This is a genomic window from Butyrivibrio sp. AD3002 (assembly GCF_000420905.1).
In the GTDB taxonomy this organism is placed as follows: domain Bacteria; phylum Bacillota; class Clostridia; order Lachnospirales; family Lachnospiraceae; genus Butyrivibrio.
This window is the reverse complement of sequence record NZ_ATVV01000036.1, coordinates 1-16,415: the sequence shown is the minus strand read 5'-3', so window position 1 is coordinate 16,415 and position 16,415 is coordinate 1. Positions and strand designations below refer to the sequence as shown.

The 16,415-nt window shown below is 44.1% G+C and carries 10 protein-coding genes; 8 read left to right on the top strand and 2 right to left on the bottom strand.

Annotated features, from left to right (window positions below; all coding sequences use genetic code 11):
• The first annotated feature begins 1 nt into the window (after nt 1).
• Nucleotides 2-1,294 (top strand): DUF2130 domain-containing protein, encoded by a 1,293-nt coding sequence (locus G596_RS0118045; RefSeq protein ID WP_022763221.1) that lies wholly within the window; start codon nt 2-4, stop codon nt 1,292-1,294.
• Between the two features lie 24 nt (nt 1,295-1,318).
• Here the strand turns inward: G596_RS0118045 and G596_RS0118040 are convergent, their stop codons facing one another.
• Nucleotides 1,319-2,422, bottom strand: a complete 1,104-nt coding sequence (locus G596_RS0118040) for a glycosyltransferase family 4 protein (RefSeq protein ID WP_026671412.1) — start codon at nt 2,420-2,422, stop codon at nt 1,319-1,321.
• A gap of 59 nt (nt 2,423-2,481) precedes the next feature.
• Nucleotides 2,482-3,201: a 5'/3'-nucleotidase SurE gene (gene surE, locus G596_RS0118035; RefSeq protein WP_022763219.1), complete on the bottom strand. Its 720-nt coding sequence runs from the start codon at nt 3,199-3,201 to the stop codon at nt 2,482-2,484.
• A gap of 692 nt (nt 3,202-3,893) precedes the next feature.
• Here surE and G596_RS0118030 point away from each other — a divergent pair.
• From G596_RS0118030 to G596_RS24170, 7 genes are all read left to right on the top strand, one after another.
• Entirely contained in the window at nt 3,894-5,081 is a 1,188-nt protein-coding gene (locus G596_RS0118030) for an acyltransferase family protein (protein WP_022763218.1), read from the top strand.
• 244 nt (nt 5,082-5,325) lie between these two features.
• Nucleotides 5,326-6,219 carry a transporter substrate-binding domain-containing protein gene (locus G596_RS0118025; protein WP_022763217.1) on the top strand — a complete coding sequence of 298 codons (894 nt, stop codon included), beginning with the start codon at nt 5,326-5,328 and terminating at the stop codon, nt 6,217-6,219.
• Between the two features lie 38 nt (nt 6,220-6,257).
• On the top strand, nt 6,258-7,361 hold the full coding sequence (locus G596_RS0118020; RefSeq protein WP_022763216.1) for a BMP family ABC transporter substrate-binding protein: 1,104 nt from the start codon (nt 6,258-6,260) through the stop codon (nt 7,359-7,361).
• Nucleotides 7,354-9,897 carry an ATP-binding protein gene (locus G596_RS22850; protein ID WP_022763215.1) on the top strand — a complete coding sequence of 848 codons (2,544 nt, stop codon included), beginning with the start codon at nt 7,354-7,356 and terminating at the stop codon, nt 9,895-9,897. Before G596_RS0118020 ends, G596_RS22850 begins: the two co-directional genes overlap by 8 nt.
• 17 nt (nt 9,898-9,914) lie before the next feature.
• Nucleotides 9,915-11,231: a GGDEF domain-containing response regulator gene (locus tag G596_RS0118010; RefSeq protein WP_022763214.1), complete on the top strand. Its 1,317-nt coding sequence runs from the start codon at nt 9,915-9,917 to the stop codon at nt 11,229-11,231.
• A gap of 31 nt (nt 11,232-11,262) precedes the next feature.
• Nucleotides 11,263-14,172, top strand: a complete 2,910-nt coding sequence (locus tag G596_RS24175) for an amino acid permease (RefSeq protein ID WP_022763213.1) — start codon at nt 11,263-11,265, stop codon at nt 14,170-14,172.
• 8 nt (nt 14,173-14,180) lie between these two features.
• Complete coding sequence (locus G596_RS24170; RefSeq protein WP_022763212.1) at nt 14,181-16,283, top strand: HD-GYP domain-containing protein; 2,103 nt, start codon at nt 14,181-14,183, stop codon at nt 16,281-16,283.
• Nucleotides 16,284-16,415: the final 132 nt, after the last annotated feature.

Genomic DNA, 16,415 nt, shown 5'->3' with positions numbered 1-16,415 from the left:
CATGGCAGAATTGAAGTGCCCGCATTGCGGACAGGTATTTTCGGTTGATGATACGGAGCTTAGTTCCATCGTAAGTCAGATAAGGGATGAGGAGTTTAACAAGGACGTTGAGAAGAGGACCAGGGAGCTTGAGAAGCATCTTGAGGAAAAACACAAGCTTGAACTTGATGCATTGGGAGCCGATGTTAAGCTAAAGCTCCAGGAGAATTATGAAAAGCAGATGGCGCAGCTCCGCGAGAGCTATGATAAAGACACGCAGAAGCTCCGGGATGCGCAGACCGCCGAGGTACAAAAGCTAAGAAATTCCTATGATGAGGAACTAAAAAAGCTTCGGGACGAGGTATCAAAGGCGGAGCTTGAGAAGCAGAAACTCTCATCCCAGATCGAGAGCGCTGAGGATAAGAAGCGTGTTGCAGTGCTTGAGGCTGTAAAAGAGGTTGAGGATAAAAGAAGTGATCTTGAGAGAACTCTTCAGGCTGAGAAGGAGAAGAATCAGTATATGCTTTCTCAGAAGGAAAAGGAAATCGAGTTTTACAAGGATCTAAAGACCAAGATGTCCACCAAGATGGTCGGAGAGACGCTTGAGCAGCACTGCGAGATTCAGTTCAATCAGCTGCGGGCCACCGCTTTTCCTAATGCATATTTCGAGAAGGACAATGATGCCCGCTCCGGCAGTAAGGGTGACTACATCTACCGCGAGAATGATGAGTTCGGCAACGAGATTATCTCCATCATGTTCGAGATGAAAAACGAAATGGATACGACCTCCACGAAGCATAAGAATGAGGATTTCTTCAAGGAGCTTGATAAGGATAGGAGAGAAAAGGGCTGCGAATATGCGGTTCTTGTATCACTCCTTGAGGCCGATAATGAGCTCTACAATGCGGGAATTGTGGATGTTTCCTACAGATATGACAAGATGTATGTGGTTCGTCCCCAGTGCTTTATTCCTATGATAACGCTGCTTCGTAACGCTGCGATGAATGCGCTTATGTACAAGCAGGAGCTGGCGGAGATCAGGAATCAGGACATTGATATCACTCACTTTGAGGAGAGTCTTCTTAAATTCAAGGATGACTTTGGACGGAATTATTCCATAGCACATGACCATTTTGAGAAGGCTATCGATGAGATTGATAAGACCATCCAACACCTTGAGAAGGTCAAGAAGGAACTGCTCGGATCAGACAATCAGCTTCGAATCGCCAACAACAAAGTGGACGATGTCAGCGTGAAGAGACTCACCAAGGGCAACCCCACTATGCAGGCGAAGTTTGAGGAACTGAAGAAGTAAATAAGAAGGCAGTGCAGGTATTAGTTACTTTCTTGCAACAGTGTAGTAGATTTCTTCAAGTTTATTTATGTGTGAATCAAAGCTATACCCTTCATCCGCAAGTCTAAGGCTCTGGCGGCTTGCCTCTTCCCAGGCTGATCTGTCTGAGAAGTAGGAGAGGATGCCATCGGCCATACCGTCAACGTCCTGTGGCTTGTAGAGCTTTCCGTTTACATCTTTTGAGACTACGCGCGGAATTCCGCCGACCTCACAGGAGATGATCGGAAGGGCGTAGCCCATAGCTTCAAGAATGGACATGGGCATAGCTTCCATGTGAGAGGGCAGAAGGAAGATGGAGCTTTCTTTAAGAAGCTTTATCTTTTCATCGCCGCGAATCCAACCGGGCAGAAGGACTGTATCTTCGAGATGCAGTCTTTTTATTTCGGCTTCGGTGGGCTCTGTTTCTCCGGTGCCGCCGAGGATAAATTTTGCCTCGGGGAATTTCTTTATTACTTTATCAGCGATAGCGGGGATATCCACTACGCCCTTAAGGTTGTCGAATCTTCCAAGGTAGAGGATTTGCTTTTTTTCAAAGCGCTTATCCATCACTCCTTCAGATACCATTTCTGGAACGATTACACTGTAATTAGGAACAACCTCTATCATCTCAGCAGGTACGATGGCTGAGATTTTTTTCTTCCAATCCTCAGATAAAACTATGAGTTTGTCGCAGCTTCCGTAACTCTTTTCCACCATGCGCTTTTTCCATGCGGGAGCGTTGGTGTAGAGCTCATCGAGAGCAGAGCCGTGGATGTGATTTACGACAGGAATCCCGGCATCATGTGCCATCTTTATTATTGGATATTTTCTGAAAAAGCTGGGACCGAAGGATGAGTGAACATGCACTATGTCCGGGCGGTCTTTTTTCAGGACCTTGCGAAATTCGCGGTAGGCCTTAAGCGCTTTGGTCAGCTTGTCCAGCTTACTTCCGTCGCGGTAGGATTCCACATAAGTGATGTCAAAATCCTGCTCCAGGCGGCTTCCGTAATAGCCTCCGGTAACGGCGGCAATTCCGCCCTTTACACTGGGATCCTGAACGATCATGCAAATTTTCAGTTTTTTGTTTTGGGGTTGGTTTTTATTTCTCATTTGTTGGTATCTGTATTGTTGGTTATTTTATTTTTGCTGATAGTAGTAGACTTTTTATGTCAGCAGCCTATGTTGTTAACAATTCCGAAGGAGATGTAGTTCTCCACAAGTGCTCTGGAGTCAGTTCCTTCCTCGAACTTTTCGTTGTAGATTCCGTCTACCATGAGGCGAACTCCGCCGCCCTCGAAGTGCTCGATGACTTTGTATCTGTCCTTGAAGAAGGAACCTCTGGAGACTGCTACATCTCTGCGGATGCCCTTGAATTCTGAAAGGGGACATCCGGGGAAGTTGACATTCACGATCTGGCCGTATTCCAGTTTTACCTCCAGGGCTTCCTTAAGCATATCTCGCAGGTATTTATTTGTGACTTCGTGATTGTCGTCTATGTGCTCCGAGAATGCGATGGCGTGATATCCCTGAAAAGCAGCTTCAAATGCTGCTCCGGCAGTCGCAGAGTACTGGATGTCAGTAGCGACATTGTAGCCGTAGTTGATTCCGGAGAGCACAATGTGGGGCTTCTTCGGCATGATATTGAGACCGCCGACTCTGACGCAATCTCCGGGGGTTCCGCTGCAGGCAAAGGCGTGCACACCCTCGACCGGGAAATCATGCGGGAACACATCAATAGGATCTCTTAAGGTTATGCTGTGTGAAGCTGCGCTTCTCTGGTGCGCCGGTGCGACAACCCAGACTTCTCCGAATTCCTTTGCTGCTTCTGCAAGTCTATGAATTCCACCTGCATCTATTCCATCATCATTTGTGATCAGTATTCTTTTCATGTGGTTTCCTCTGGAGTTATATATTTTGACTCAGTAATACTAATATACCATAAATTTAGGGCTCTTTAGTGGATATGCTTGGATAAGATGGCTGATGGGTGACTTTTCCTTCTGCGGATAAGTCAATTTTCGGTATTTATTTGTGATAGACTTATCGAATATACCTGGGGTGCTTTATGGCATAAGTCAATTTTAATAATCTTCTCAGATTGACTTGTCGATTTCGCCCTACTTTCTTCTTTCCTTAAGTCTATTATCTAATTTCTTCGCGAATTGACTTATAGTATTCATAAACTCAGCTCCCGCGTGCAAGTCAAAAATGAATTTCCCGGTCTGATTGACTTATGACTACCACAAACTTAACTCCAGCGAGTAAGTCAAAAACAAGTTTTTTGCTCCCATTGACTTACCAACTTTGTCAAGTTCACATTTTGACGTAAGTCTAAAATTGTAATCTTCTCAGATTGACTTATCAAATTGACCTAACATGCCTCCGAGCGTAAGTCAAAATTTACATTCTTCACGGATAGACTTATCAGCTGCCGCAATATCTTCCATAATCGCAAAAGATACACATTAAAAAAGCAAGATTATCTAAGACAATGGCACGGTTTTTTGGGATTATAGGACTATAGCAAAATAAGACAATACTGAAGGATGAAGTAAACAACAATTTGGGAGGTTTTATTTTTATGGCTAAACAACTAATTTATTCGGTGTATTTTATACTACCGGTTCTGCTGCTGTGGAACGCAAGGCCTGCAGGTAGGGGACAGTGGAACGACAGTCTTTCACTTGAGCAGACCAAGGCATTTCAGGGGTTCCTTGCAATCTGCATTATGCTTCATCACATCGGTCAGAAGACCTGTGCTTCATGGCTTTTTCCGAAGAGCAGAATTGTTCCGGGACTTGAGTTCTTCGTTCCGATCGGATACGTGATGGTGGCATTTTTTGTATTCTTCAATGGATATGGCGCTTACAAAAGCTTCCATACGAAGAAAGATTATCTTAATGGATTTGTGAAAAAGAGAATCCTGCCCATTGTTCTTGCATTGTACTCCACAACACTGATTTATTTTATTGCAAGACTTCTTGTCGGTGAGAAGATGGACTTAAACGGTGCACTTTTGTATCTTTCAAGCATCAAGCTTTGCAATCCGTACACCTGGTACGTTATCGTGCTGCCGTTCTTCTATCTTGCATTTTATCTTGCGTTCAAGTTTATTAAAAAGGATGGCCTCGCAGTAGCTGTTGTAGCTGCTTTCGTAATCGGATATATGCTTGTGGGAACAACGATTGACCACAACGACTATCTCATTCGCGGTGAGTGGTGGTGGAACTGCGTTCATCTTTTCCCTGTGGGAATTCTGTTTGCAAAATATGAGGATAAGATCGTTCCTCATCTCAGAAAATATTTCTGGGTATATGTAATCGTTGCAGTGCTTGCACTTTATCCGCTGTATATTCTTTCGGTAAATGCACAGGATGTGTTCTCCTACTATGGTGAGAACTGGGGTGCTCCGGATACAGTACTTAGAAGACGTATTACACTTCTTACACAGGTTCTTGTTACTTTGGATTTTGTTTTTGCAGCAATTCTTCTTGGAATGAAGGTGAAAATCGGAAACAAATTCCTGAAGTTCATGGGCACCATTACACTTGAGTTTTACCTGATTCACGGACTTTTTGTAGAGCTCTGCGATCACACCTTTGACGGTGGTGTAAAGTCCCCCTTCCCGATCAAGAATGTATTCCTGTATGTGCTCGTGGTATTTGCCCTCGGTGTACCGTCAGCTATACTTCTTAAGAAACTTCATGGACTGATCCTCGGAAAAGGGAAATCCGGCAAAAACGGAAAGTCAGTTCAGAAAGCTGCATAAATTATTAAAAAGCTTTTTCTTCATTTAAATACCCTAAAATGATTTGTTTTACAGAAAAGGTCGCCCGTCTGATGATGGGCGACCTTTTCTGTTTATAATAATTATTTATCGTAATTTCACGTCTTGTTTATCAGAATTTAATACGAGTGTTTCATAATAATAATGTGATTGTATGTAACATAGCATTTTTATACGTATTTTTAGATTTATTGGGATAGAAATGCTTTGATAATGAGGGGAATTTATGAACAAGAAAGTGGTTTCGCTGCTTCTGGTGGCAGCTATGACGGCAAGTATGCTGGTATCATGCAAAGGCTTGTCTGATGAGATTGTTGGGGCGGATGCCGAAGAGGATGGAAACAACGTGATGGTTGTTGATATTCTGCTGACTGAAGAAGATTACGGAATAGGCGTTGATAAGGACAACCCCGAACTTCTTCAGCAGATAAATACCTTTATAGAGAAGGGACGTGTGGATGGAATCTATGATGAGATCACCAGCCACTACTTTGACAGAAGCAAGGAGCCGGTGCCGGTGTATTCAGCCAAGCTGGACAATAGCAAGGACCAGCTTGTTGTGGCGACTACAGGCGATTTTGAGCCCTTTGACTACGATGTGGGGAATGCATACTACGGCATAGATAAGGAACTGATCAAGGCTATAGCGGATTATCTGGGAAAAGAGCTTGTGCTTGTAACGGTTAATTTCGACACATTATTCATGACTGTATCTCAGAAGAAATGCGATGCCTGTATTGCGGGAATTACCATTAAGGAAGAGAGGGAAAAATATGTAGATTTCTCTGTTCCATACTTTCATGCGGGGCAGAGCATTGCTGTAAGGAAGGATAATAAAGAATTCATCTACGCAAAGACTAAGGAGGATGTTGAAAAAATCATTCTTGGCTTTGATGAGACGAAGACTGTTGCAGTGGAAGATGCAACCAGCGGTGAGGATTATCTGCTGGGGAAGGATCCGGGAGGATTCCCGGGCTGCAATTGCAAGTTAAAGAAATGTGCCAATATGAAGGAGGCACTGATAGCGCTGAGTAACGGTGAAGTCGACTACGTTATAGGGGATTCGTCGGTTTTGAAGTATATGATAGCACATGACTTCAGTGACTATTTCCAGAATTAAGGGGAAGGCAGATACTTATCCACCTAAGGATTAAAAGTATGAAAAAACTAAAAGAAAACTTATGGATAATTATATTAAGTACTCTCTTACTGATCCTGCTCGCTATTGTGGTGGGGCTTATAAATTATGCACGCCCGCAGGATGTGAAGAAAATAGTAGTAGGTGCGCTTTTTATTGATGGAGTAGATGACAGGGGATGGAGTGAAAGCCACTATAATGGGCTAAAAAACGCCTGTGATAATTTGGAAATTGCATTGGAAGTAGAAGAAAATGTATCTGAGACGCTTGAGGATGCAGAGCCTGCAATAGACAGATTAGTAGGAAAGGGCTGCAGTGTTATCTTCCTTACAAGTGATGGATATGATGAAAAACTTTATCCGGTGATACAAAATTATCCTGACATTGAATTCTATACGGTTTCCCCGGATTCATCTCCCGAAAATGTAACCACATATTTCGGAAGGATATACCAGATCAGATTCCTGGCCGGTATGCTCGCGGGGAGGATGACAAAGAGCAATATTATAGGATATGTTGCAGGACAAAAATCATGTCAGGTAAATCGTGGAATAAATGCGTTTGCTCTGGGCGCGAGATCGGTTAATCCCGACGTTGTGGTAAAGGTAAGATTCATCAATTCATGGACGGATGCTGAAAAGGAAAAAGAGCTGGCGACAAAACTCATAGAGGAGGATGGCGCCGACCTCATTACTTATCATGCAAGTATTCACACAGCTGTTGATGCAGCTGAGGAACATTCGGCCTATTCAATAGGATATAACAACAACGGAACCGACTATTCCGAGAAGTATCTTGCCTCTGTTAATTTCAACTGGGGCAATCTGTATAAGACGCTACTGCATGATTTCTTTATTGGAGATATGTATCCGGGAAAGTATTACTGGCATGGTGTAGTATACGGAACCGTGGAGATGAAAACATACTCTAAGGTTATACCCGAGGAAGTTATAAAGGAGATAGATGACAGAAAAGAAAAGCTTATAAATGTTCAGGATGTCTTCTATGGGGATCTGTATTCGAACGATGGAACAAAGAAATGTTCCAAAGGTCAAAGAATAAGTGATGATGCCCTTTTTAGAAGAATGGACTGGTTCGTAGAGGGGGTGGAAGTATATGAATGAAAAGCTCCGCCTTTTCACAAGAAGACGTGCTGCCATCCTTATAGCCTTTGTTCTTATAATGTCGTTTTTGGGAGTTCACTTCTATTTATATCTTATGGATATCATAGATAGTGTCGCCAAGCATAAAATAGTCAGGGAGGCTGAGGAAGCAACTGAATTTTATTATGAGGAACTCAGTAACGAGATGCATGTCATCGAGTATATTGGGGCTATTCTTGAGGATGACAGAGAGGAAAATCAGGAAGAAAATTTAAAAAGAGTACAGCGTGCCATTGAAAGTGTTTTCAGGTCAGAACCCAGTATCCTTATAGGAGTTATGAACGGTGAGAGCGAAGCGGTATACGGTGAGAGAATTCCGCCCAATGAATATGACGGACTTCTTAGCTCAATGACGGGTAATGATGGCATTTCCTATATGCCGACAGGTGCATTCCTGTTTTCGCATGCGATTATTCATGGTGATAATGTTGCGTACGTAGTTTATGAAATATGTTCTAAATCATATATAAGTAAGAATCATAGTCTTGATATAATACATAACCTTGGAAATATTGCACTTATGACAAGGGATGGCGATGAGGTACTGCCGTTTACGAATGTGGCTGAGGAAGACAAAGCCTTTTTCAGAAGCAAATCCGTAATGAAGACCTTTGAAAATATCCGCGATAATCACAATCTTGAAGAGGTTGCGGTTGAAAAAGTAAAAACAGTAAAGGGCGATATGTATTTCTATAACGCCCAGATTGAAAATACGCATTTCATGCTGAATGGCGTCATGAAATATGAGGATGCGGTGGGATATGCTGCCAAAGTTCCGCTTGTTGTATTGGCTGTATACGTAACCCTGGTTCTCATGACCACCATACTTTCGTTTTTCCTGATTATTACCTCTGTTAAGGCAGGAGAAAGCGTAGAGCTTAAGAAGGCAAAGCAGGAGGCCGAGGACGCATCAAAGGCCAAGGGCCAATTCCTTGCAAATATGTCACATGAGATCAGGACTCCCATCAATGCAATCATGGGTATGGGAGAGCTTATTACAAGAGAAACGAATGATGCAAAGCTGCAGCAGTATGCGTTTAGTATCAAAAACTCCGCAACTCAGCTTCTGACACTGGTTAACGATGTCCTTGACTTTTCGAAGATGGAAGCCGGAAAACTGACACTTCGAAATGATCCGTATTATCTTTCTTCTGTGCTCACTGACGTGAATGTAATGATCAAGTCCAGAGCGGAAGGGAAAGGTCTGGTTTATCAGGCAAAGGTTGATAAGACAATTCCCGATGAACTTATCGGAGATGAGACAAGGCTTAAGCAGGTTATAGTAAATCTTTTGACCAACGGCGTAAAGTACACTATGGCAGGGTTCGTTCATTTGACCATAGATACGGTAGAAAAGGGAGAAGATTATGTGGACCTTAGGATATCCATTAAGGATACCGGAATGGGTATGAAGCCTGAGGACGTTGCAAAACTGTTCAATGCCTTCGAAAGACTTGATGAGGACAGAAATAAGACCATCGAGGGCACAGGCCTTGGAATGGCAATTGTTAAGCAGATAATGGATGCGATGGAAACAACACTTGAGGTAAAGAGTGTATATGGCGCTGGCTCGGAGTTTTCATTTGTGATTCATCAGAAGGTTGAGAACTGGCAGCCGATCGGCGACTATGAGGCCGCTGCCGAGAGAGTTGTATCCAAGCAGGAGAGCTATAAGCCAAGCTTTATTGCACCTGATGCAAGAATCCTTGCTGTTGATGATACAGAGATAAACCTTAAGGTTCTGTCAGGACTTCTCGGACCTACAAGGATCAAGATTGACACAGCAATAAGCGGAAGACAGGCTCTTGATCTCATGAGTGCAAACCGCTATGATCTGGCACTTATCGACCACCGAATGCCCGAGATGGACGGTATGGAGCTTCTTAAGCACATAAGATATGACGAGGGCAATGGGAACCACGATATGCCGTGCATAGCGCTTACAGCTAACGTGGTTGCCGGTGTCAGAGAAATGTATCTAAGGGCCGGTTTTGATGATTATCTGGAAAAGCCGGTGAGTGGAATGCGCCTTGAGGAGGCACTGCAGAAATACCTTCCTAAGGAGAAGCAGCTGGAGTACGTTGAGGGCGATAACAAGGAAGATAATAAGAGCGTCTCAGAAACAGCGGAACCTTCAACGGAATCCTCAGAGATAAAAGATCTTCAGGATGCAGGTTACATAGATATCGCAGCAGGCATTGAATACGCCGGAACTGAGGAACTTTTCATAGATACTCTCGGATTCTTCAGGGATGCGATAGATAAAAAGGCGGATGAGATTGAAGAACTCTATCTGGGAGAAAGGATAGAGGACTATACAGTTAAGGTTCATGCCCTAAAGAGTTCTGCGAGAATAATCGGAGCCAAGGACCTTTCAGAGAAGGCAAGACTTCTGGAAGAAGCCGGAAAACAGGGAAATCTTGATTACATAAGAGATAATAACAGCGATTTACTTGAAGCCTACAGGCATTATAAGGAAGTACTAAAAAATATCTGATCGGGGTGACAGACCATATGGACGGTAGAAAAATTCTTGTCGTCGACGATGATGAAATGATTCGCATGATGACAGTCAGAATGCTCAAATCTAAATATCATGTCATAACTGCTTCGTCGGGCATGGAAGCGATAGAAATCTATGAGAAGGAAAAGCCCGACATGATTCTGTCTGACCTTATGATGCCGGGAATGAGCGGCTTTGAGATGATGCAGGCTCTTCGTGAGAAGTACAGCTATGTCATTCCTGTTATGTTCATGACAGCTTTTTCAGGTGATGACACAGAGTCCAAAGGGCTTGAAGTCGGGGCTGTCGACTATATCAGGAAACCTTTTAAGCCCGATGTTCTCTTATACAGAATCGACAACATAATGAGTAACCTGGATCGCATAAGAGGTCTTGAGATGGCTGCAGAGATTGAGCCGATGACAGGTCTCCTTAATAAAATTGCTACGGAGAGAGAAGTCGATAAGGCAGCAGCTAAAGGCCGCGGAATTTTCATGATGATAGACCTCGACAGCTTTAAACTGGTAAATGATCTGTATGGCCATGAAAAGGGCGACAAAGTACTTATCTGGTTTGCTGAGATGCTCCGCAGTATTATGCGGAGTAACGATGTTATAGGAAGAATCGGCGGCGATGAGTTTGCAGCGTTTTGCCTTAACACCAAAGAAGAGAAGATGGTTGCCGAGAGAACACAGTACATGAACCGGAAAATCGTTAGCTTTGCCAAGGAACTTCTCGGTGATGACATGAATATCCCGATCGGTGTGTCTGTGGGTGCAGTGCTCTGCTCCGATGATGGATCTGATTATCAGTCGCTATATAAAAGAGCAGATAAAGCGCTGTACGAGGTAAAGCAGAGCGGAAAACACAACTATGCATTATATAAGCATGAGGAAAATAATGGCGCCAGAAAAAGTCCGGAAGCAATGGCGGAAATCAACATGCTCTTTAAGGAAAGAAATCCTGCACGCGGCGCCTTTGTTCTCTCTGAGGATCAATTCAAAGTTGTTTACAGATTTATGATGCGTTTTCAGAAAAACTATGCATGGGATGTCCATTTCCTTTGCTTTAAGGTAGAAGCTGAAAACGGTGATGAAGAAAAACTGCAGAAGGCAGCGGATCATTTTCTTGAGGTTGCGGCGAGTTCCCTCAGAGGAAGCGATGTCCTTACAAGGTATGGAAATGACAAAGTGCTCGCTATTTTCCTGAAGGTGACAGAGCCTGATTGTGAGGTTCCGATCGACAGAATAGAGGCCAAATGGAGAGAGGATCCCGAGGCAGCAGGCTATACCGTCAGTGTGCTTAAGGAGTATATGGTTCCGGATTGACGGTTTTGAAAAAGCGGTTATGTGAGGGAGTATGTTCAAGGAAAATACCACGGTAGATAATCCAAAACTTAAGAAGTGTTTATCTCCTATCGGGACGTGGGCGCTTGCTTTTGGCTGCGCTGTAGGATGGGGTTCTTTTGTGATGCCGGGAACGACTTTTCTTCCGCTTGCAGGACCCATAGGCACAATGCTTGGAATGATTCTGGGGGCTGCAGTAATGCTGCTTATTGGAATCAACTACCACTACATGATGAACCTGTATCCCGATGACGGAGGAACCTATGCATTCTCCAAGCATGAGTTTGGATATGACCAGGGATTTCTTGGTGCGTGGTTTTTGCTCCTTGTCTACATGGCGATAGTGTGGGCAAATGCTACGGCTATTCCGATAATCTGCAGAAATCTGTTCCCCGGAGTTCTGGAAGTTGGTCCTAAATTTATCGTGGCAGGGTTTGAAGTTTACCTTGTTGAATCCGTTGTGGCATCTCTTGTAATCGGAATCGCCGGCTTTATCTGTGTCTGCGGTGGACGGATATCTTCTCTTGTTCAGACGGTATTTGCGCTCGTACTCATCGGCGGCATCGTGCTCGTTGCAGTTCTGATAACAGTAAAAGGAAACGTATCACTTCTTGACGTGAAGCCTTCATTTGTGCCTGAAAAATCAAAGTATTTTCAGGTATTTCAGATAGTTGCACTGGCTCCTTGGGCATACGTTGGATTCGAATCCATATCTCATTCAACCGAGGAATTCAATTTCTCCACAAAAAGGACTATAGGTATAATGGTGGGTGCCCTTATCTGGGGAGCGATAGCGTATTCATTGCTTGCCCTTATAGCAGTATCCGCAGTTCCGCGTGGTGTGTGGGATTGGACCGGTTATTTATGTAATCTTGGAAGATTTAAGGGCTTTGGAGGGCTGCCTACCTTTAATGCAGCGACCACTTATCTGGGGGATCTCGGTTTCGTGATACTGGGACTCTCTGTGGCAGCAGCAATTATTACAGGCCTTATCGGAAACCTGATTGCAGCCAGCAGACTTATATATTCCATGGCCAGGGATAATCTTTTCCCCAAGTGGCTCATGCACCTCAACAGATATAATGTTCCCTACAAGGCAATTATCACTATTACGTGCATATCGATGGTGATTCCTTTCTTTGGAAGAACCGCGATAAGCTGGATAGTCGATGTCAGTACAATAGGCGCCTGCGTCGCTTATGCGTACACTTCTCTTGCCGCATTTTTCAGAGCAAAAAGGGAGAAGAAATTTCTTGTAAGAATTACAGGCATTACAGGTTTTGTATTGTCATCTGTTTTCGCATTATATTTTCTTATTCCCAATCTATGGTCAGTGGAAGCGCTCTCACCCCATTCATATCTGATAATAATAGTGTGGAGTATCGTCGGATTTGTATCCTACTTTTTCATTTTCAAAAGAGACAAGGGAAAACGTTTCGGGCATTCTACGCTTTCGCTTTTGTCACTTCTTTTCCTGGTGTTTTTTATAAGCATGCTCTGGTTCAGGGAGGAGTCCCACGAGACTACCGCGAGAGCCTTGGATGAATTCAATGAGTATAATACGACAATCCTCAGGGAGCACGGCATCAAGCAGGATTACATAGAAAAACTGGATATGAATTATTTCCGCGATCAAAAGCTTAAAGAAGTAACCGATTCACTTCAGATAAAGAGTATTGCCCAGATGGCGGTCATCATGGTTGCCCTTTTCATCATGTTCAGCGTTTATCGCTCCATGCACAGAAGAGAGCGTGAGCTGGAACTTCAGAAGGTTAAGGCTGAGGAGAACAGTAAGGCGAAGTCTATGTTCCTGTCGAACATGAGCCACGACCTCAGAACGCCCATGAATGCCATAATAGGCTACACTGAACTCACTAAGGATATTGAAGGACTCTCACCGGAGGTTAGGGATAACCTTGAAAAAATTGATAACTCGGGCAAGCACCTTTTATCTCTCATAAATGACATCCTTGACATGGGGCGTATCGAGAGCGGCAAGATGACGCTTGAAATAGAGGATACTGATCTGACCGAGGCAGTGGACGAACTCAAGGTACTTTTTGCTCCGCAGATGAAAAATAAGGGCATTAACTTTACCGTTGATACAAGCAAACTTACCAACAAATATGTAAAGTGCGATGAGAACAGATTAAACAGAGTGCTGCTTAATCTTCTTAGTAATGCCTTTAAGTTTACATCGGAGGGCGGCAGCATAACCCTTACTATCAGGCAGAGAGGAATGGATGGCAATAAGGGAAAATACGAGATAAGCGTAAAGGATAACGGAATGGGCATGAGTCCCGAGTTCGCTGCGACTGTTTTTGAGGCATATTCAAGGGAAAATACTGCAAGTAAGATTCAGGGTACAGGACTCGGGATGGCCATTACCAAGAGTATAGTCGATCTTATGGGCGGCAAAATCCGTGTTAAGAGTCAGCAGGGTAAAGGATCGGAATTTATTATCGACCTTGATTTTGAGACGATTCCGGATGCGGATTTTGTGAAAAAACATGTGCCCACCAAGGAAGAAACAGAGATTGATTACAGTAAATACAAGGTTCTTCTGGTTGAGGACCAGGCAATCAACAGGGAGATTGCGACAAGACTTTTGAAGAAATTCGGATTTCAGTATGACACAGCCGAGAACGGAAAAATTGCTTTGGACATGATTTCTGTGTCAACTCCCGGAACTTATAGTATAATACTGATGGACATACAAATGCCGGTTATGGATGGCTACACAGCTTCGAGAGAGATAAGAAAGCTCTCTAATCCGGAGCTTGCCAATATTCCTATACTAGCCATGTCCGCCAGTGCCTTCACAGAGGACATCAATAACGCTAAAGACAGCGGTATGAACGGTCACATTGCAAAGCCGATTGAAGTAAATAAGATGCTTGATACTATAAGGGAATTTTTGTGAGGAAAGTCATGGGGAACAATCGCGGAAAAGGGGATCTGCGTCTACCTAAGATAGGTTGTTTTATTCTGATTATTTTATATCTGATTGTGGCAAGGTTCACGAGGTACTGCGCTACTTCAGATGATGTACTGGTTGTGATGGGGCAGCCGCTGGCGATCACGTCTTTTGCAGGCGCCTTTGATTCCGTGCAAAACGGAATTATCATATGTCTTGTCGTGTTTTACGGCATACCGGGCTTTGTCATAAGCCTGTTTTTCTATGCGATTACCATTTTTAATTTAATGAGCGGAATTATCTTCTCACATAATCTTTTGATATTTCCGGGATTTTTTACATGCCTTGTCTCTCTTTTGGCTGTTGTGCTTATTTTCCGCAGAAACAGGGAAATTGAAAAACTGCAGAATAATGAGATTAAACACCTGAAGGAACAGCAGGTCTTTTCACAAAAACTGTTTGAACAGACGGCTACTGCGCTTGTCAGTGCTATCGATGCGAAGGACGAGTATTCAAGAGGACATTCCCTCAGGGTGGCAGAGTACTCGGTGAAGATTGCAAAAGCGATGGGTAAGGATGAGGAAGACTGTAGAGAGGTTTATTATGCTGCTCTTCTTCATGATGTAGGAAAAATCGGTATCTCCGACGTTATCATCAATAAGAACGGAATGCCTACGGATGAGGAATATGATGTTATCATGCAGCATCCGATTATCGGTAATCAGATTCTTTCAAGTATCAGTGAGTACCCATACCTTAGTATTGGTGCGCATTATCATCACGAGAGGTTCGATGGAAAGGGCTATCCGGATGGTCTAAAGGGTGAGGATATTCCCGAAATCGCAAGGATTATTGCGGTGGCGGATACTTTTGATGCCATGACCTCCAGCAGAAGCTACAGGGATGCACTCCCTCAGCAGCTTGCCTGGGAAGAAATCATAAAGGGATCCGGAACACAGTTTGATCCCGAGATAGTTAAGATTGCGCAGTGCCTTGTGGATATCGACGGCGAATTCAGTAAGAGAGAAAAAAACACCCTGCAGGAGCTTTTGGACAAGGGCGGAATGCATTTTGGGGAGTACAGAAGCGAGATATCCGTCGGAGTTTTGCTTTCTCCGTTTATCACAAAGATGAATTTCAAATATCACTGCGATGAGGTTACTTCCGAGAACAGGAAGGGGCCTTCAATGGTGTTCTTTGATTCCTTTGACGGAAGAGCTCATGAAGAGGAGAGCATCATCAGGGAGCTGAGTTATTTTGAGTACTGTGAGGTTACCGCAGACGGCACGGTCATCGGTGATGGCACGAGAAAAGTAAAGACTAACGTGATAGAGTACGAGACTTCTGAGGAGGCGGTGGTTAGCGACGATGCTGCGCCGATTGACAGAGTATATGATATCGAAGCTGTTAAGTGCATCGATCATCTTCTTGTAAGAATTGATGACGGAGTTAAGAAGGTTGAAGTTATAGTTGCACTGCCTGACTCCACCAGGTTTGTTTATATGGGGCTTACAGGTGAATTCTGTGAGATCAGCGATGTCAGCATAGCCAAGTCCAAGGATAAGGTTGCTGAGGACTACATCCCGAGAATTGCTGAGTTTGTAAGCTATCTTGATGGACCTGAGGGCGATGTACCGAATGTTCAGATAAACAGTCACAGAACACAGGCAACCAAGGGTGTTCCGATAGATGATGAGCTTACACTCACTTTCCATACAAAGAGCCTTCCGGCTGCAAGACTTATCTGGCACTGCGCCTACGCTGTGCTCTTTAGTTCAAAGAGCGGCGAAGTCGATTTTGAAGCACCGGATTATCATGAATATGCACTTATAAGATTAGACGGCGAATCCTGGGAGGACGGCAAATACTCTTCGAACAGGATAATTGTCAATATGAATGATAACTTTGACAGCTGGGAAGCCTGGAAAAAGGGCATGAAGGAGGGCACAGACTGCACCATTACCTTCAAGCGCGACGGCAATACGGTTATCTCGACCACCGAGGTCCTGGGACTGTTCATCAAGAACAAGACCACCCTCAAGGAGGACTGCGACAAGCTCTACGCAGCTATTACGGGAGATATCTGCGCAATTACGAATGTACGGGTGAATCCCTGACAAAGCCTTCCCCCTCTGGGGGCGCTCGACGTCCGGGGTTGCTACTCGTCCGGGGGACGAGTGCTTAGCAACGACCGGAGTGGAACGTAGACCGTCGGTTCAGCGCGGACCGAAGCGGAGCGAAGACAGGTG